Annotated in this window: 16 protein-coding genes; 6 read left to right on the top strand and 10 right to left on the bottom strand. The window is 40.8% G+C overall.

What is annotated here, in order from left to right; genetic code table 11:
- Window positions 1-104: 104 nt before the first annotated feature.
- The 5 genes from ilvA to ilvG all read right to left on the bottom strand — a co-directional run bounded on the left by ilvA (window position 105) and on the right by ilvG (window position 6,561).
- The gene (ilvA, locus tag IE199_RS08090; RefSeq protein WP_189769020.1) at window positions 105-1,664 is read right to left on the bottom strand and encodes a threonine ammonia-lyase, biosynthetic; all 1,560 of its coding nucleotides are present in this window, start codon (window positions 1,662-1,664) and stop codon (window positions 105-107) included.
- Window positions 1,657-3,519 (bottom strand): dihydroxy-acid dehydratase, encoded by a 1,863-nt coding sequence (ilvD, locus tag IE199_RS08095; RefSeq protein ID WP_189769022.1) that lies wholly within the window; start codon window positions 3,517-3,519, stop codon window positions 1,657-1,659. The genes ilvA and ilvD overlap by 8 nt, the downstream gene beginning before the upstream one ends.
- A 114-nt stretch (window positions 3,520-3,633) precedes the next feature.
- On the bottom strand, window positions 3,634-4,560 hold the full coding sequence (locus IE199_RS08100) for a branched-chain amino acid transaminase (RefSeq protein WP_189769023.1): 927 nt from the start codon (window positions 4,558-4,560) through the stop codon (window positions 3,634-3,636).
- Window positions 4,561-4,609: 49 nt separating this feature from the next.
- Window positions 4,610-4,894: an acetolactate synthase 2 small subunit gene (gene ilvM, locus IE199_RS08105; RefSeq protein ID WP_189769025.1), complete on the bottom strand. Its 285-nt coding sequence runs from the start codon at window positions 4,892-4,894 to the stop codon at window positions 4,610-4,612.
- A complete protein-coding gene (ilvG, locus tag IE199_RS08110) occupies window positions 4,894-6,561 on the bottom strand; it encodes an acetolactate synthase 2 catalytic subunit (RefSeq protein WP_189769027.1) in 1,668 nt (555 codons plus the stop codon). Before ilvG ends, ilvM begins: the two co-directional genes overlap by 1 nt.
- A 452-nt stretch (window positions 6,562-7,013) precedes the next feature.
- Here ilvG and IE199_RS08115 point away from each other — a divergent pair, with 452 nt between their 5' ends.
- Window positions 7,014-8,537: a YifB family Mg chelatase-like AAA ATPase gene (locus tag IE199_RS08115; protein WP_189769029.1), complete on the top strand. Its 1,524-nt coding sequence runs from the start codon at window positions 7,014-7,016 to the stop codon at window positions 8,535-8,537.
- 11 nt (window positions 8,538-8,548) lie between these two features.
- Here the strand turns inward: IE199_RS08115 and ilvY are convergent, their stop codons facing one another.
- Complete coding sequence (gene ilvY, locus IE199_RS08120) at window positions 8,549-9,427, bottom strand: HTH-type transcriptional activator IlvY (protein ID WP_189769030.1); 879 nt, start codon at window positions 9,425-9,427, stop codon at window positions 8,549-8,551.
- A gap of 167 nt (window positions 9,428-9,594) precedes the next feature.
- On the opposite strand from ilvY, the gene ilvC reads away from it, so the two are divergent.
- On the top strand, window positions 9,595-11,079 hold the full coding sequence (gene ilvC / locus IE199_RS08125; protein ID WP_189769032.1) for a ketol-acid reductoisomerase: 1,485 nt from the start codon (window positions 9,595-9,597) through the stop codon (window positions 11,077-11,079).
- A 118-nt stretch (window positions 11,080-11,197) separates the two neighbouring features.
- Window positions 11,198-11,512 carry a pyrimidine/purine nucleoside phosphorylase gene (gene ppnP / locus IE199_RS08130; protein WP_189769510.1) on the top strand — a complete coding sequence of 105 codons (315 nt, stop codon included), beginning with the start codon at window positions 11,198-11,200 and terminating at the stop codon, window positions 11,510-11,512.
- A 442-nt stretch (window positions 11,513-11,954) separates the two neighbouring features.
- Here the strand turns inward: ppnP and IE199_RS08135 are convergent, their stop codons facing one another.
- The 3 genes from IE199_RS08135 to proB are packed head-to-tail and all read right to left on the bottom strand — an operon-like array spanning window position 11,955 to window position 15,892.
- A complete protein-coding gene (locus IE199_RS08135) occupies window positions 11,955-13,490 on the bottom strand; it encodes a winged helix-turn-helix domain-containing protein (protein ID WP_189769034.1) in 1,536 nt (511 codons plus the stop codon).
- A 10-nt stretch (window positions 13,491-13,500) separates the two neighbouring features.
- Window positions 13,501-14,751, bottom strand: coding sequence for a glutamate-5-semialdehyde dehydrogenase (locus IE199_RS08140; protein WP_189769036.1), 1,251 nt, complete (start codon window positions 14,749-14,751; stop codon window positions 13,501-13,503).
- A 37-nt stretch (window positions 14,752-14,788) separates the two neighbouring features.
- Entirely contained in the window at window positions 14,789-15,892 is a 1,104-nt protein-coding gene (gene proB, locus IE199_RS08145) for a glutamate 5-kinase (protein ID WP_189769038.1), read from the bottom strand.
- 278 nt (window positions 15,893-16,170) lie between these two features.
- Here proB and yihG point away from each other — a divergent pair, with 278 nt between their 5' ends.
- Complete coding sequence (yihG, locus tag IE199_RS08150; protein ID WP_189769040.1) at window positions 16,171-17,073, top strand: 1-acylglycerol-3-phosphate O-acyltransferase, YihG family; 903 nt, start codon at window positions 16,171-16,173, stop codon at window positions 17,071-17,073.
- A 3-nt stretch (window positions 17,074-17,076) separates the two neighbouring features.
- The gene (locus tag IE199_RS08155; protein WP_189769042.1) at window positions 17,077-18,324 is read left to right on the top strand and encodes a mechanosensitive ion channel family protein; all 1,248 of its coding nucleotides are present in this window, start codon (window positions 17,077-17,079) and stop codon (window positions 18,322-18,324) included.
- A gap of 23 nt (window positions 18,325-18,347) precedes the next feature.
- Here IE199_RS08155 and tesB read toward each other — a convergent pair whose 3' ends face one another.
- Window positions 18,348-19,205: an acyl-CoA thioesterase II gene (gene tesB / locus IE199_RS08160; protein WP_189769044.1), complete on the bottom strand. Its 858-nt coding sequence runs from the start codon at window positions 19,203-19,205 to the stop codon at window positions 18,348-18,350.
- 194 nt (window positions 19,206-19,399) lie between these two features.
- On the opposite strand from tesB, the gene IE199_RS08165 reads away from it, so the two are divergent.
- Entirely contained in the window at window positions 19,400-19,654 is a 255-nt protein-coding gene (locus IE199_RS08165) for a hypothetical protein (protein WP_229854604.1), read from the top strand.
- The last annotated feature ends 56 nt before the right edge of the window (window positions 19,655-19,710 follow it).

A 19,710-nucleotide genomic window follows, 5' to 3' on the forward strand; every position in this document is an offset into this window, starting at 1 on the left:
AACGAGACATAATATGTCACTTTTCGACATTTTATGTCAAGCATTAAATATAAAAAAACCACCTTTGATTAAGGTGGCTTTGTAACTAAGTATTACTGGGCGTATTACGAAAGAAAAGATTGATAGGCCTGATTGTCTGTCTCTTCTTGCCACTCATACCCTAATGCTTCTAAATGACCAAAAAATTCCTGTTGTTGATCGCTACTCACGTCAAAGCCCGCTAATACTTGGCCAAAGGCCGCACCGTGATTGCGGTAGTGAAACAAACTGATGTTCCATCTTTCACCAAGGGTGTCTAAAAACTTTTCTAATGCACCTGGGTATTCAGGAAATTGAAAACGAAAAATACGCTCTTCAGCTTGATTGGTTTTTTGGCCACCAATCATGTACCTGATATGCAACTTCGCCAGCTCATTGTCGGTAAAATCTTTTACTTGATAGTCCTGATCGTTTAATAACTGAATAAGCTGCTCTCGTTCATCAACACCAGAAAGTCGCACGCCAACAAATATATTAGCGTTAGCTTGTTCACTTGCCTGTCGATAGTTAAACTCAGTAATTACACGGCCCTGTAAAGCGTGACAAAAGCGTCTAAAGCTGCCTTTAACCTCAGGAATGGTTACCGCTAATACTGCTTCTTTTTGCTCGCCCAGCTCACATCGCTCTGATACATATCGCAAGGTATGAAAATTCATGTTAGCACCAGATAAAACAGCCGATAAGGTTTCGTTGCCTTTACTGGTTTTACAGTATTTTTGTAACCCCGCCAGCGATAGTGCACCTGCAGGTTCGGCGATAACACGCGTATGTTCAAAGATATCTTTAATTGATGCACAAATCTCATCAGTGTTTACCGTGATCACGTCATCACAATATTTATGAATGAGCGAAAACGTCGTTTCACCAATACGTTTTACAGCAACACCATCAGCAAACAAACCAACTTGTTCTAAATCAGTTGGTTCGCCCATTTCCATCGCCTTTTTTAAGCACGCTGAATCTTCAGCTTCTACACCAATCACCTTAATATTTGGCTTTAATTGCTTTAAATACACCGCCATACCAGCCAATAAACCACCGCCACCGACAGGGATAAACACAGCATCACAGTGAGGCAACTGTTGCAATAACTCCTTTGCTACTGTGCCTTGGCCTGCAATGACATCTTCATCATCAAAAGGGTGAATAAAGGTCTTGTTATGTTCATTGGCAAATTCTAATGAAGCAGATGCAGCTTCATTGTAGCTTTTACCAACTAATTTAACTGACGCACCATAGCGCTTCACATTATCAACTTTGATATCCGGTGTGGTAATTGGCATAAATATCGTCGCTTTAATCGCCAACTTTTTTGCCGCCAAGGCTAAACCCTGAGCATGGTTCCCTGCGGAAGCCGCAACCACACCCAGATGTTTTTGAGCCTCGGTTAAATGAGCTAATTTATTGTATGCACCACGTAATTTAAACGAGTGTACTGGTTGCTGATCTTCGCGCTTTAAATAAATATTATTGCCTAATCGAGAAGACATTTTATGTAACGGCGACAACTGTGTTTCAACCGCAACATCATAAACCGGTGCCATTAAAATTCGACGTAAATAATGTAGTGCCTGGTCTTGCTCTGCTTGTGCGCTCAGTAGTGCCTGGTGTTCAGACTCAGTCATCTGCGGCCACCCCATCTAATAAATCGCGATTACGTACGGCGCCTTTGTCAGCACTTGTGGCTAACATGGCATAATTTTTAAGGGCGTAACTAATAGGGCGAATACGATCCACTGGCTGCCACTTATTGCTTTTTGCCTGCATTGCCGCACGTCGATTTGCTAATTCTTGCTCACAAACTTGTAATTCAATTGCACGATTGGGGATATCAATATGAATAATATCGCCATTTTCAACTAAACCAATTGCGCCGCCACTGGCCGCTTCAGGAGAAACATGTCCGATAGACAAACCAGAGGTACCACCCGAGAATCTACCATCGGTGATCAAAGCACATTCTTTACCTAATCCCATGGATTTTAAATAGGTGGTTGGGTACAACATTTCTTGCATACCTGGGCCTCCTTTTGGCCCCTCGTAACGAATAACAACCACTTCGCCGGCAACCACTTTACCACCTAAAATACCTTCAACAGCGTCATCTTGGCTTTCAAAAACATGTGCAGGGCCGGTAAAAGTTAAATTATCTTCCGCGACGCCTGCCGTTTTTACCACACAACCGTCAAGCGCAATATTGCCAGAAAGTACTGCCAGGCCACCCTCTGTTGAAAAAGCGTGTTCTAATGAGCGAATACAACCATTTTCACGATCATCATCTAAACTGTCCCATCGACAATCTTGGCTAAACGCTTTTGTTGTGCGAATTCCCGCAGGGCCTGCGCGATAAAAGGTTTTCACCTGTTCATCTTCAGTCACTTTAATATCGTATTGTGCAAGATGCTCTGCCATGGAAGTCCCTAATACATTGGTCACATCCATCTTCAGTAATTTGGCTCGTGCTAGTTCACCTAAAATACCAATAACGCCACCTGCTCGGTGTACATCTTCCATATGATATTTTTGCGTCGATGGTGCCACTTTACACAGCTGGGGAACCTCACGAGATAACTTATCCATGTCGGCCATGGTGTAGTCGATTTCAGCTTCTTGCGCTACCGCCAATAAGTGCAAAATAGTGTTAGTTGAACCACCCATGGCAATATCTAGACACATGGCATTATGCATAGCGTCACGATTAGCAATATTACGAGGTAAAGCGCTTTCATCGTTATCTTGATAATAACGTTTAGTTAACTCAACTATTTGTTTACCCGCTTGTAAAAATAGCTGCTTACGGTCGGCGTGAGTCGCCAACATTGAACCGTTACCCGGTAAAGCCAAACCTAAAGCTTCGGCTAAGCAGTTCATTGAGTTAGCGGTAAACATACCAGAACACGAACCACATGTTGGGCATGCCGAACGTTCAACTTGGGCACTTTGTTCATCAGACACTTTGGGATCAGCACCTTGAATCATGGCGTCAACTAGATCGAGCTTGATGATTTGATCAGATAGTTTAGTTTTGCCCGCTTCCATTGGGCCACCAGAGACAAAGATCACAGGAATATTTAAGCGCATAGCCGCCATTAACATGCCAGGGGTAATTTTATCGCAGTTTGATATACAGACCATAGCATCAGCACAATGTGCATTAACCATATATTCAACAGAGTCGGCAATTAAGTCACGCGATGGCAAGCTATAAAGCATTCCGCTGTGTCCCATGGCGATGCCATCATCAACTGCAATAGTATTAAACTCTTTTGCTACACCACCTGCTTCTTCAATGGCTCCTGCAACCAGTTGCCCCATATCTTTTAAATGTACATGACCTGGTACAAATTGAGTAAATGAATTAACAACTGCAATAATTGGCTTGCCAAAATCATTATCGGTCATTCCTGTCGCGCGCCATAAAGCACGAGCGCCGGCCATATTGCGGCCTTGAGTCGAAGTAGCAGATCTTAATTTAGGCATAGCATGTTTTCCGTTTCTAACATTAAATTTTATTATCAAAACATAATGATGTTGCGCTTTGATAATAAAACTTGAACAAGATGGCCTAAGTGAATAGGCCACCTTAACAACTAATTACTCAACAGCATCTAACCAGTTATCTGGGATCTCTGTTGCACCATTAAAGATGCCAAAAAATGCATCTTGAATAGCTTTAGTGATAGGTCCACGAGAACCTGTACCAACAGGTAAACCATCTACCGATTTAACTGGCACAACTTCTGTTGCCGTTCCTGTCATAAAGAACTCATCAGCAAGGTATAGTGACTCGCGAGAAATAGGCTCTTCACGCACTTCATAACCTAAATTACGTGCTAGCTTAATCACTGTATCGCGTGTTAAACCAGGTAAAATAGATGCAGTACTAAATGGTGTGTAAATAACACCCTTACGTACTAAAAATAAGTTCTGGCCCGCGCCTTCACTGACCATATTATTGACATCTAAGGCGATACCTTCGGTGTAACCGTGACGCCCAGCTTCCATTGAGATAAGTTGTGAAGATAAATAGTTACCGCCAGCTTTAGCTGCTGTTGGCATAGTATTCGGCGCTAGGCGATTCCAGCTAGAAACACCAACTTGTACGCCATTTTCAATTGCGTCTGCACCTAAATAAGCTTCCCAGCTAAATGCTGCAACCATTAAGTCAGCTTTTGCATCGGCTGGTGGACGAAGCCCCATACCAACATCACCAAGAAAAGCCAGTGGTCTTAAATAAGCAGATTCTAAGCCATTTTTCGCTACCGCATCTTTACACGCTTGCATCACTTCTTCGCGTGTAAAAGGAATATTCATGCGATACACTTTTGCTGAATCAAATAATCTGTCGATGTGTTCTTCCAAACGGAAGATACAAGTACCTTTGTGAGTTTTATAAGCTCTGATGCCTTCAAATACTGATGAACCGTAATGAAGAGCATGACTCATGACATGGACAGTAGCATTTTGCCAAGGGATGAGTTCGCCATTAAACCAAATGAGTTCTGCACTTACTTTTGCCATTTTCGTTTCCTAAATTTTTTAAACTTTCGCTAGTAATATTAGCATTTTATTAGTTTTGGGTGCTTAATTTTAAAAGGGTTGCGCTATTTTCAAACGCTACACTATTGTCCACGCTGACGCTCTTAATGTCGATGAGTTTGTTCACTTGATCGACAAGTAACTCAATAGGGCGCTCACTGCTAACTTGCATAATAATTGTCGCCACTTTTGTCCCAGTATTGACTTCGGCACTGATGCCATTTATTAAAAAGCCACGGTATCGAGTCACCTGTAAAATGCGCTCTAACACCACTTGTTTATCATCAGCCATGATGATCAATTGATACTGATTCATTAGGTGCTCTCCATCATTTTATCGTTTGCCGTTTCTGGGGGGACAAGTGGCCATACGTTATCTAGTGCATCAATACATACTTGCAATACATAAGGACCATCGTGATCTATCATTTCAGCAATTGCATCTGAAACTTCTGCTTTAGTGGTAATTTGTTTAGCTTTAATACCAAAAGCATTCGCTAACATGACAAAATCAGGATTATCGGATAAATCCGTTTCGCTTAATCGACCTTGGAAAAATAGATCCTGCCACTGCCTTACCATGCCAAGTTTTTCGTTATCAATTAACACAACTTTTACGGGTAAATTAAAGCGTTTAATTGTGCCAAGTTCTTGGATATTCATCATAAATGAACCATCACCTGTCACTGCAATTACCATGTCATTAGGACGACTGACTTGCGCTCCAATTGCGGCAGGCAATCCAAAGCCCATAGTGCCCATACCACCACTGGTTAAAAAGTTGTGAGGGTCATCAAAATTCATGTGTTGTGCGGCCCACATTTGATGTTGACCTACGTCGGTAGTAACACAAGTATTTTTGGGGGCTTTTTCACTGACTTCTTTTAAAACCGACGGAGCAAAAATACCTTGACCAGGATGATCATATTGCCAGCCAAAATCCTGTTTCATTTCTACAATCTTGTTTTGCCATTCTTCGATTTCCAGCTGACAAGAAAGCAGTGGAACATTAGCTTTTAAATCGCCTAAAATCGGTGCATCAGCAAAGCGGCGTTTATTAATTTCTGCAGTATCAATATCAAAATGAATGATACGAGCATTAGGTGCAAATTCCGTTAGCTTACCCGTTACACGGTCATCAAAACGGGCGCCAACCGCCACTAACAAGTCACATTCTTGTACCGCAATATTCGCGGCTTTAGTACCGTGCATTCCTAACATACCAAGGTAGTATGGGTTATCATCAGAAGATAAAGCACCCAAACCTTTCAGTGTTGAGACTGACGGCATACCCGTTTCTTTGGCAAAACTGCGAACTTCATCAATGGCATTGGCCATGCCGACACCACCACCAACATACAAGATGGGCTTACGGGCGGTCGTTAGCAACGATAAAGCTTTAGTTACGTCTGCTGGTGGCAATTTTACTTTGTTTGGAATAGTTGAAACCTTTAGACATTGTTTCTGCACTGCAGCAAGTTGCACATCTTTTGGAATATCCACTAAAACAGGGCCTTGACGACCTTCTAAAGCAATAGCAAATGCTTGATGTAACACGCTTTCCAAGTCGTTAACATCTCTGACTTGGAAAGAGTGCTTAGTGCAGGCGAGTGATAAACCAAAAACATCAATTTCCTGAAACGCATCGGATCCCATCGCCGTGGTAGCCACTTGTCCCGTAATTGCCACAATTGGAATGGAGTCTGCAAGTGCATCTGCAAGGCCAGTGATCAAATTAGTGGCACCAGGGCCTGATGTTGCTAAGCAAACACCCACTTTCCCTGTAGCCCTTGCATAGCCTATAGCGGAAAATGCAGCACCTTGTTCATGACGCACCAAATAATGTTTTACATCGCTATCATATAGCGCGTCATAGATTGGCATGATGGCACCACCTGGATAGCCAAACACTTCATTGACACCATGCTGTTGCAATACATCAAATAAAAGTGACCCACCTGTAAACTGATTTTCTGTTGTCATTGTGTGATTAAACTATTCAAAACCTATTCAGTTTTGTTTAGTTGACTCCTTCAGTCGTTGTTAACTTTACGTGTACGTAAAGTAAGTTCCATATACGAAAAACCCCCCGGTCCTTATGGAGCGGGGGGTTTGTGATTCGTGCTTAAATAAAATTTAGCTCAACAAACGGCCCCGCGGAGATCTAATAATCACCACGACGAGAATGTTAATAATCACTGAGCTAAAGTTGTGCATAAATATTCAATTAATCCGAAAATAAATAATTTTTATTGGCTAATTGCCTGTCTTTTTAAATTAGTATCATAGCTCTAATTCAAAGTGCAAGCTTTTTTCTTAGAGTTTTTTACCCGCAAGTTTATCCAGACCGTTATAACGTGGTTTTAGCAATTCGAATAATTTTCGATCAGGGTATACACTGTAAATTCAAGGACGAATAACGAAACGGATTTTCTATGTCTTTAGCTTGTGTATTTAGCCGAGCCAGAATTGGCTTGGAGTCACCATTGGTGACAGTTGAGGTTGATCTTGCCAATGGATTACCTGCGTTTAACATTGTTGGTTTACCAGAGACCAGTGTTAGGGAATCGAAAGATAGAGTGCGCAGTGCTTTGCTCAATTGCGGTTTTGAATTTCCAGCCAAGCGTATCACTATCAATTTAGCGCCAGCGGACTTGCCAAAAGAAGGCGGGCGTTTTGATTTACCTATCGCAGTCGGAATTTTAGCAGCCTCAGATCAAATCCCAACTCAGACGTTGAAAGATTACGAATTTGTCGGGGAACTTGCATTATCTGGTGAGCTTCGCCCAATTATCGGAGAAATTCCCGTTGCCATGGCCTGTGCAACGGATGAAAGAAAACTCGTATTGCCCGTGCACAACGCTGAGCAAGCGACCTGGGTTAGCCACGCTGAAATCATCCCTCTGCATCACCTTCAAGATTTGTTTGCCCACTTTACTGGGCAAAAAACACTCGATTTTGCTCAGTTCAGTCCACCTCAAGATTGTCGATTACTCGAAGATATGGATTTGAGCGACGTCATAGGCCAGCCTTTAGCAAAGCGCGCCTTAGAGATTTCTGCATCCGGCGGGCACAATCTGTTGTTTATCGGCCCTCCTGGTACAGGAAAAACCATGTTAGCCAGCCGTTTACCGCATATTTTGCCACAAATGACTGAATCTGAAGCGATAGAAGTAGCCGCGATTCAATCGATAAGCGGCCACAATGTATCGACAAGTTCTTGGCTAACAAGACCTTTTCGCACTCCACATCACACCGCCTCTGCCGCCGCTTTAATTGGCGGTGGCAGCCAACCTAAACCCGGTGAAATTTCATTGGCGCACCACGGAGTATTGTTTCTTGATGAACTACCGGAATTTGATCGCAAAGTGCTGGATGTATTGCGTGAGCCACTTGAATCTGGCGAAGTTACAATCTCTCGCGCCTTACACAAACAAACTTATCCAGCCCAGTTTCAACTGGTTGCCGCAATGAACCCTTCGCCGACTGGGTTTTTCAACGATAACCGCAGCACACCTGAACAAGTATTGAAATATTTAAATCGACTTTCTGGCCCATTTCTCGATCGAATTGATATTCAAATTGAAGTTGCTCGGTTACCAAAGGGTACTTGGAAAGATGGTCAACCACAAAGTGAATCAAGTGCTACTGTCAGAGAACGTGTTCAGCAGTGTCGTAACATTCAGCAACAGCGACAAGGTAAGCCAAATGCCCAGCTAACTAGCGCTGATTTACGCCAGCATTGTCAGTTGACAGCAGACGATCATGATTTTCTCGAACTGGCGGTGGAAAAACTTGGTATGTCAACGCGTGCCCATCACAAGATCATCAAGATTGCCCGCACGTTAGCCGATATGGAAAGTTCTGCCAACATTGGACATCAACACTTGCTGGAAGCGTTATCGTATCGAGCCATGGATAGAATTTTGCGTCACTTAACCGAAGCAGTATGCGCTTAGCGCATACTGTGTTATTCGATCGCCTGCAAAAATGCACTCACCAAAGGATTTGATTTTTGTTGGTTTAAACAGCAAATCCCTAGCTCAAAAGGCTCAATATCACCTACGTTACTGAGGTATTGCACTCGTTCTTTCACCGGGCTGTTATCAACAACTACTTGAGGGGCAATGCCAACACCACAGCCAACAGCCACCATACTCACCAACGCCTCATGACCAGATACGGTAGCGTAAACATTAGGCTTTCCTTGCTGCTTTCGTCGATACCAATAATCAAACCGTTTTCTAGCGACACCGTGCTCCGGTAATATCATCGGAATCTCCCGCCAAGGAATAACGTTTTGATCCACCAACTGCTGTACTTGGCAAGGTCGGTTGGGAGCAATAACCGCAAGCGGTATTTGCGCTAAAGGCTTAAAGTAAAACTGCCGCGAGAGATGCTCAGGCTCTACCGCAATCGCTAGATCGGCCTTTTTGTCAGCTACCTGGTCAAACGCACTTGCGGCATCCCCCGTCACTAGCATGATTTCAACCATGGGATGACGCTGCCTGAATTTATCTAACAACGTTGGCAAATGGCTGTATGCCGCAGTTACTGTACAAAATATGTGAAGCTTGCCCTGCAGCTGCTGTTGCTTTTCATGCAATGACATTTGCAACATCTGCCAATGTTCAAGTTGCTGAAGGGCAAACTTTAAAAATTTATTACCAGCTTCGGTCAATACTACAGAGCGATTATCACGCAGCAATAATTCACAGCCAACTTCGCTTTCCATGCGTTGAATAATACGGCTAAGTGTTGACGTACTGACATGATTTGCCGTGGCGGTTTTACCAAAATGTAAGGTTTGCGCTAAATCGACAAAGATTTTTAGTGATTTTTGCTCCATATCACCTCTCGCTTTTGTGGTGGTCAAAATAGATACGTTGCACTTTATGCAATGTAACGATGCGAATATATCATTTTAAGCAACACAAATCTTGCGCTATTATCAAAACATCAGAAAAAACCGACTCGTTAAATCCATTTATTAACGAACTTTGCCAAGGAAATATTATGAGTAACTATTTCAATACCCTAAGCCTGCGTGAAAAATTATCGCAACTGGGTAAATGTCGCTTCATGAAACGTGAAGAATTCAATGATGGCTGTAACTTCATTAAGGATTGGAATATCGTTATTGTCGGTTGTGGCGCACAAGGCCTTAACCAAGGTTTAAACATGCGTGATTCTGGTTTGAATATCTCTTACGCATTGCGTGATTCAGCCATTGCAGAAAAGCGTCAGTCTTGGCAATGGGCAACAGAAAATGGCTTTACCGTTGGTAACTACCAAGAACTTATTCCAAATGCGGACTTAGTGTTAAACCTTACCCCTGACAAGCAACATACCTCAGTGGTCAACGCAGTAATGCCATTGATGAAACAGGGCGCTACGTTAGCCTATTCTCACGGTTTTAATATCGTTGAAGAAGGCATGCAAGTTCGTTCCGATCTTACCGTTATCATGGTTGCGCCGAAATGCCCAGGCACTGAAGTTCGTGAAGAATATAAGCGTGGTTTTGGTGTACCAACCTTAATTGCTGTTCATCCTGAAAATGATCCACAAGGCAACGGTTTAGCAATTGCCAAAGCATACGCGTCGGCGACAGGTGGTGACCGTGCGGGCGTTCTAGAATCGTCATTTATTGCCGAAGTTAAATCTGACTTAATGGGTGAACAAACCATTTTATGTGGCATGTTACAAACTGCTGCTGTGTTAGGCCATGAACATATGGTGGCACAAGGAATGAACCCAGGTTACGCACGTAAGCTGTTACAATATGGTATTGAAGTAGTAACTGAAGGCTTAAAACATGGTGGTATTACCAACATGATGGATCGCCTATCAAATCCTGCAAAAATTCGTGCTTTTGACATGTCTGAGCAACTAAAAGGTATTCTTCGCCCATTATTTGAAAAACACATGGACGACATCATTGAAGGTGTATTTTCATCTACCATGATGGAAGATTGGGCCAATGACGATGCCAACTTATTAAAATGGCGTGAACAAACTGCCGAAACAAGTTTTGAACAAGCACCAGATTGTGAAGAAGAAATTAGTGAACAAGAATACTACGATAAAGGCATTTTTGTTGTTGCTATGGTCAAAGCAGGTGTTGAGCTGGCGTTTGAATCTATGGTTGCTGCTGGCATTATTGAAGAATCGGCTTATTACGAGTCACTGCATGAAACGCCACTTATTGCTAACTGTATCGCTCGCAACAAGTTATATGAAATGAACGTTGTTATTTCTGATACTGCAGAATACGGTAACTATTTATTTACTCAAGCAGCACAACCTATGCTGAAGGAATTTGTCAGCCAATTATCACTGGAAGATTTAGGCAAGGGCTTAGCTGATACATCAAATGGTGTTGATAATATTCGCCTAATCGAAGTAAATGAAGCGATTCGCAATCACGGTGTTGAAACCATAGGTAAAGAACTACGTGGTTACATGACTGATATGAAGCGTATCGTAGAAGCGAGTTTATAAAACTCAATCAGTAATTTGTTTACTAAAAACTAAAAGTTTTTAGTGTAAAACCGATATGAGCAATGTGACTGATATCGGTTTTTTATTGCCTAAAACCCAAATGATAGAGGACTTTCTGGTGACAACTTTTGAAAATGTTAGTGTTGAAAAACAGGCCAATGTTTACTTTGACGGTAAAGTCACAAGTCGCACCATAAACTTTGCAGATGGCAGTCATAAAACCCTAGGTATTATGCAAATAGGTTTGTACCAATTTAGTACACATAAAGCAGAACTTATGGAAATTTTATCCGGACAAGTTGAAGTAAAAATTAATGGAGAAAATCAGTGGCACCTTTTTCAGGCTGGGGAATGCTTTAACATTCCAGCAAATTCAGGCTTTGAAATTCATGCGATTGCATTAACAGATTACTGCTGTACTTTTATTGATTAACATAAATTAACCTCAGCTTCGCACAAGCAATGCGTTTATAGGTGCTATTTTTACTGACTTCTGCGTTATTTTGAAGCGAAATAGCTAGCTATTCCTGCTGCAAAATGCCTTGAATTCAGACAAAAATATCGACCTAGAAATTTAAGAGACTGCTAACTTATTGTTTTCTTTGATTTAGCACTACTTCTTAAACAAACCTGAGGTTAAATTAATCTCAGATTAGTTTATTGCTGCAAAGAACAAAAATGATAACTAATCTGTGATACACCCAGCGCAATTTCATAAAGTTTTATACCCACTTTAGTCAATTTCATATTTTTTAATTGGTGATCAACTCAAAAGTAGCACAAGATGGCACCTCTACCACCAAATCGAAGTGCTGCTGTTGATAAAGCCTAAAGACATTAAAAGTTATCCATATCACATTGGTAACTCACACCACCTAATGCATTTCGTAATAGTGGCGCTCTGCTAACCATGCGGAAATTCTAGCTTGCCATAAGGCATTGTTAGCCTGTTTTGCGATGGCCATAGCTTGTTGGGCATATTTGGTTGACTCATCGACTTTCCCCAACTGTTTATCCCGATAAGCTTTGGCCATCAAAATCGCCACTTTATTTGTGGCTGCACCGTGCTGATCAGCAATTTTTTCAGCGCTTTCAAAATACTGCTGACTCAATTTTTCCTTTTGTTCAGCACTCGCTACTAACGCCAATTCAATTAAAGCGGTTGTTTGGCTATAGTTATTCACTATCGTTTGATGGTAAGTTAATGCATCGTTTAAGTACGACTTTGCCTCTTGATATTGTTGTTGCAATCGCTTTATTTTACCTAACTCTTCATACGCATAAGCCAAAAATAATAACTCATCGTGCGCTTTGGTTAATGCGACCACTTGCAATAAATGCTGCTCTGCTTCTAAAAAGTTTGGTTGTGGTTGACCATTAATAATCAATGCCGCCAATAATAGCTGGCTGCGTATTTGCTCTTTATAATTTTGCTGCTCAACAGCTTTAACAACATTTTCTTCAAGCAAGGTTTTACCTAAAGTTTGCTGATTGGCATTTACTTTACTTGCCGCCAACATGCGTCTAGCAATTAGAAAATCTTCATTATCATGTAAGGCGGACTTGAAAAGTGACGCTGCGGCTTCGTACTCTCGATAATAATACAGCTCTATGCCACGCGATAACGCTTCATACTTAAAGTTGCTTTTAATACTGGCAGTGCCATTTTCTTGAGTATTTATGTCAAATCGGTTGGCGAGTTGTTCGGTAAATCGTATAAAAATATCATCAATAGAAGAGCCAAATTCAACACCACGTTCTTCACCATGAGGCAAAAACAGGGTGTAATCTAATTGAAAGTCTTCAGGATAACCATGCAGGCGAGTATACACTAAGACATCGACGTCTTTTTTTGCTTTATAGTCATCACGCTGCTCAGCTGAAATAACCTTCACTTGTTTATAACTTGCCATTAAGTCGTGTAATTGCTGGCTGCCTTTAGTTGGTAGCCAGTCGTGAACAGCATCAGGAATAGCATTTTCTACCGGCAAAAATGCCATGGTCAAATGTGGTGAGGGTGCATCGCTTTGACGAATCATCAGATAACTGACGCATAATATAGCCACCAGTATACTTACTGCAGCAAACAATAATCGATTTCTACGCTGCTTGCTTTTGATTATCTCGATGTCGGCAACCCATTGATAACCTTTTTTAGGGTAGGTTTTTATGCAATCACTACCCAGTAAAGCGCGAATCTCTTTGATCGATTGCACCAAAACTTGTTCTTGAACAACCACATCAGACCAAACAGTATTTAATAAGGCCTCTTTGGTGACAATTTGCTCTTGATGGTTAATCAAATACTGTAAAACCTGTAACGTTTTTGCGCGAATATTTATTTTTTCGCCCGCCTTAACCGCATATCCAGCTGTTAAATTTAAAGCAACCCGATTAACCGTAAACTGCATGATTCTCTGTTTAATCTCTTATTTGTCCGTCTCCTATCACAATAAACTTTTCCGTGGTTAGAGACTGCAGCCCCATGGGGCCGTAAGCGTGTAATTTGCTAGTTGATATGCCAATTTCAGAGCCTAACCCTAATTGCCCACCATCAGAAAAACGTGATGAGGCATTGGCCATGACCACCGAAGAGTTTATGTTGCGAATAAATCTTTGGCAACGACTTGTATCTTGACTAACGATAACTTCCGTATGATCTGATGTAAATTCATTAATATGATCAATCGCTTGTTCAAAGCCATCTACCACACGAATAGCGATTTCTGGCGCTAAGTATTCAGCGTGGTAATCAGCCGCCGACGCCAATAGTGCCCCATTAAAAAAATGTAAGCTTTTGTCGCAAGCATGCACTTTCACCTGATGTTGCGCTAACGTTTGGCTCACCATAGGCAAAAACGTGTCGGCAATATTTTGGTGAACCAATAAGGTTTCAAACGCATTACAGGCACTTGGCTTTTGAACTTTACCATTAACTAATATATTCAGCGCTTTGGTCAAATCGGCAAACTTGTCGACATAAAGATGACAAACACCTTTAAAATGTTGAATGACTGGGATTTGGCTGTTTTCAGTTACGTAACGAATTAGCCCCTCACCACCTCGCGGTATGACGAGATCAATTGATTCTCTGAGTGTAATCAATTGTTCAATCACTTCGCGGCTTGTGTCCGGTACAATAGAAACAACATTTTTATCAATACCCAGCTGTTCAAGTGCTTGATGTAAACATTGAGCAATAGCAAGGTTACTATAAATAGCTTCAGAGCCGCCTCGTAAAATAGTGGCATTTCCAGACTTTATCGATAAAGCCGCCGCTTCGGCCGTTACATTAGGGCGAGCTTCATAGATCATAGCAATAACCCCCAATGGGATACGCATTTTACCTACTTGAATACCATTGGGTCTAAGCGCCATGTTGGCAATATTTCCTATGGGATCAGGTAGTGCAACAATCTCCCGAATCGCCTTTGCAATATCTGCGATTCGCTCAGGTGTAAGTAACAAGCGATCTAACATCGCATCACTTAAGCCTTTGTCTCTTCCTGCACTAATATCTTTGGCGTTTTCAGCTAAAATAGCTTGTTCATTGGTTTCAATAAGTTCGGCCATTCGTTCTAACAAATGGTTCTTTTGTTCACTGGTTTGTTGTGCAATATTGCGTGATGCAATTTTTACAGCTTTGGCATTTTTAGCGATATCAAATGACATAAAATTACTCGTTATTATTTGCTGTTTAACGTTTAAATTAAGTTGATAAAACGACGAGATCATCGCGATGTACAACCACCTTACTAGGGCAATACCCTAAAACGTCGGTGATTTTTTCACTATTAACCCCTTTGATCTGCACCAGTTCTTGCGCGCTATATTGACAAATACCTTTGGCAATAACTTGCTCAGATTGATGATCAATAAGATCAATAGAATCGCCATTGGCAAACTGGCCTCGACAATTGATCACCCCCGATGCCAATAATGACGCTCCTTTGTTTAACACAGCATCAACCGCCCCAGTATCTAACACGATTTGCCCACTACTTTTTAACGTATGTTTTAACCAATGCTTTCTTGCTCGTGTTGCACCGTGTTTGGCCAAAAACCAAGTACCAGGATTCAGCCCCTTGAGTAACTGATCAAAATTTTCACTATTGCTGCCATTGATGATGTAAGTCTCAATACCATTTTCTACCGCCTTTTCAGCCGCTTGAATTTTGGTTTTCATACCGCCAGTGGCAATATGATTATTGGTGCTACCCGCCATCGCATATATCGCAGGTGTAATTTCATCAATTTGAGGAATTAATGTTGCATCACTGTTAGTTCTGGGGTCTTTATCAAAAACGCCATCAACATCACTTAAAATAAACAGTGCATCTGCTTCACTTACCAAAGCCACCAGCGCTGCTAAATTGTCGTTGTCACCGACCTTCAGCTCTTCAGTGGCAACGGTATCATTTTCATTGACGATAGGAATACTACCGTTTTCCAGTAAAATTCTGATGGTATTTTTAATATTGATATAACGTTGACGATCTTTCAGATCACCATGAGTAATGAGTAACTGGGCACATGGCACATCAAAAAAACGTTGCCAGTTAGCCATCATTTGCATTTGGCCAACAGCCGCCATTGCTTGTTTAGTGGGGATAGAGGGTACGGGAGAGCCGTGGCGAATGAGCTGTCTTCCAGCAGCTACACTACCTGATGAAACGATAATAATCTCTTTGCCTGCCTGCTGACATTGGGTAATAAAGCGAGCAATCGATAATAAATGTTTACCGCTGCAGCCATTTTTGTCTGGTGCCACCAAGGCACTGCCAATCTTGATGACAGCCCGTTTAAACTTCATGTTTTCTCCCCCTTTATAATCACTATGAGCATCTGCTATCTAAGCAAAAGTTGCAACGGATAATTGTAGTTTTATTAGACAAGTTCGGTCTTTTTACTGATTTAAAGCAATAACGCGATAAAGAGCTATGTTTTTGACGATAAAGTGATGGATTTTAGTCAAACAACAAATAGCTTAATTAAAAAAGGTGATTATTTGTTCAATCAATAAAATTTAGCTGAAAGGTAATTGGATTAGCTTTATCATAAGCCCATAAGAAACTCTCAAGAAATGGCAAGATGTTAAACTTTTTACCTAGCCCGATAACTGGATTGTTATCCTTTCTTTTTTACACAATAAATACCTTGTTTTGGTTAGTTCCAATTATCATTTTTTCTATTTTAAAGGCTTTGTTACCATTTGATGCTTGGCGAACTTTTTTCAGTTATTTACTCGATCGTATGGCAAGCAACTGGGTTGCATTAAACACAGTTAACCAAAAAATCTTTATACCTACCAAAATAAAAATCTCTGGTTTAGAAAAGCTAGAAAAAAAACAATGGTATTTAGTGATTGCTAACCATCAGTCTTGGGTCGATATTTTAATTCTTCAGCGAGTACTGCGGGGTAAAGTGCCGTTTTTAAAGTTCTTTTTAAAGAAAGAATTGCTATACGTACCTTTTTTAGGCATTGCTTGGTGGGCACTAGATTTCCCTTTTATGAAGCGTTACAGCCAAAGCTTTGTGAAAAAAAATCCACATCTTAAAGGTAAAGATATGGAAACTACCCGAAAAGCATGTGAAAAGTTCAAATACAAACCGGTAAGTGTAATGAGCTTTATTGAAGGTACTCGTTTTACCGAAGGAAAACATAAAAAGCAGCAATCACCTTATAAACATTTATTAAAACCTAAGGCAGGTGGCATAGGTTTTGTTATGACAGCAATGGGTGAGCAATTAAATAAAGTATTAGATGTTACCATCTATTACCCTGACAAAATTCCATCGTTTTTAGACTTCTTATGTGGAAAGGTAAATAACGTTGAAGTAAACATAGACATCAGAGATATTGATCAAGCGCTGGTTGGCGATTATGTTAACGACAGAGCTTATAAAATCCATTTTCAAAAATGGGTTAATACCGTTTGGCAGGAAAAAGATGACAAACTCGAACGGTTGAATAACCAATATCATCAGGAGTAAAGGATGAACAGTTATCTATCACAATGGTTATCTCAATATGGGGTACAAAAAGCGTATTTATCAATAACCGTTGATTTGGTCGGTAGCTTAGCGATATTTTTGCTGGCAAGTATCAGCTATTACATTGCCAAATATAAAATTCTTAACGGCATGGAAAAATGGGTAAAACTCTCAAAAAATAAATGGGATGATTTACTGTATGAACATGCCGTTTTCTCTAGAGCTTTTGTACTTGTTCCTCTTATTATCACATGGGTTGCTATTCCTCACACCATTAACCAAGACACCTTGTACGCACATTTTATTATTGTGCTGATTAAAATTGCCATAACCTTTCAGGTTGCACGAACCTTTAGTGCTTTGTTAACTGTGGTCAAGGGCATTTATCAACAGTTAGCTAAATCTAAATATGTACCACTGAATGCCGCAATTCAGGTGATTAAGTTAGTTTTTTATTTAGTCGCTTTAATTTTATCTATTTCTTATGTTTTGGATAAATCACCACTATATTTGTTAAGTGGTTTGGGTGCATTAACCGCCGTTTTATTATTAGTATTTCAAGATACCATTAAAGGGCTAGTTGCCAGTATTCAAATTTCAGCTAACAAAATGGTAGCCCCCGGCGATTGGATAGAAATGCCACAATATGGCGCCGACGGTGACGTGATTGAAATTGGCTTAAATACGGTAAAAGTACAAAATTTTGATCGCACAATTACCACCATTCCAACCTATTCGCTGATCAGCAGTTCTTTTAGAAACTGGCGCGGAATGATTGCCTCAGGTGGACGCAGAATAAAACGCTGCGTATTTGTTGATGTTGCTAGTATTCGTTTCTATAACGCCGAGGAAATTGAAGATCTAGAATCTATTCATTTAATCTCCGATTATTTAAAAGCGAAAAAGCAAGAAATAACCGCATCAAACCAAGCATTAGGGCTTGATGTTGATGATCGATATAACCAGCGTAAATTAACGAATGTTGGTACTTTTCGAGCCTATATACAAGCGTATTTAAAGCATCATCCAAAGGTGCATTCTGAAATGACTTGCATGGTAAGGCAACTGCCAACACAAGGCTCTGGTTTACCGATAGAGTTATACTTTTTCAGTAATGATCAAGATTGGATTAATTACGAAGGCATACAAGCAGATGTTTTTGATCACATTTATGCGATCGCGCCAGTGTTTAAACTAAGAATTTTCCAACATCCAAGTGGTACTGACTGGCGAGAACGAATTAATAGCTAAGTATTTGCATCAGGCAACGCATTTTAGCGTTGCCTAATCACACCTTCTTGCATGGTTGTTGCCACTAAATGACCTTGTTGATTGAAGATCTGCCCTCTCACCAAGCCTCTACCGCCAACGGTTGTTGGACTTTCCATCACATAAAGTAGCCAATCGTCAAATCGAAACGGGCGATGAAACCACATCGCATGGTCGATGGTGGCAATTTGAAAATTTGGTTGCCAGTGGCTCACACCGTGTTTAAACAGTGCTGTTGGTAGAAAATGAAAGTCAGAAGTATAGGCTAACATATATTTGTGAATACGAGGGTCTTCCGGCAAATTGCCATTGGCTTTTATCCACATATGGCAAATGGGTTCAGCACTTTCAGGTTTTATCCAGTTGTATTGCTCAACGGGACGCAATTCAATTGGCTTTTCAGAGAGAAACTTTGCTCTAGATTCTTCTGGAATAAAGGCCTGATGATCAAAAATGAAATCACTAAAAGATGGTACCTCGTCAGGTGATGGTACCTCAGGCATGGATGGTTGATGATCAAAACCTTGCTCTTCTTGTTGAAAAGAGGCTGTCATGTAAAAGATATTTTGGCCATTTTGAATAGCCTTCACACGACGTGTGTTAAAGCTTTTTCCATCGCGGATATTTTCGACTTCATAAACAACCGGCTTTTTGGCATCACCTGGACGTAAAAAATAAGAATGTAGTGAATGAATGTGGCGAGATGTTTCAACGGTCTCTTGCGCAGCCGATAACGCTTGTCCCATAACTTGCCCACCAAATAATGCTCTAAAACCAAGATCTTGGCTTTGCCCCCTAAATAGACCCTGCTCAATAGGCTCTAACGTTAACAGGTTTAATAAATCGTTTAATACTTGACTCATAATGGAAAAATTATCTGACCAGTTTGTGACAATTATATGTAAGCATTAACCCAAATGAAACCAACAGGTAAAACCAGTTAATCTATCAATCAGCGGCATGTAAATATTTACGGTGAATTGTTGAAATTTTAATCTTTTTCATATATTGTCGAAAATACCGTTCGATATAGGACTTACTTGGTTAAGAGGCACTTGTGCAAGCAGCAATAGATAGAGAAGTATTATTGGAGAGAAGGCATTATCAAGCCGATTATTCCGTGTTATGGGATAAGCTTTCACTCGCACAGAAATTTGCAGCAAGTAGCTTAACTCAATTTGGATACGACCTAGCGTTTATCCGAAATAGTAGCATGGGAAGCTTGGCTGTTTTAATGTGTGACGGTAACGTGGCAACAATTTCTGATGAAGGTGAGATTGATACCTCTCCAACAATCACCATACGCCCGTAGGCAAAATTAGCAAAACAAGGTCGCATTTAGCGGCCTTTTTTATTGCCTAAATTTAT

It is taken from the genome of Thalassotalea marina, from assembly GCF_014656435.1.
Lineage (GTDB): Bacteria > Pseudomonadota > Gammaproteobacteria > Enterobacterales > Alteromonadaceae > Thalassotalea_C > Thalassotalea_C marina.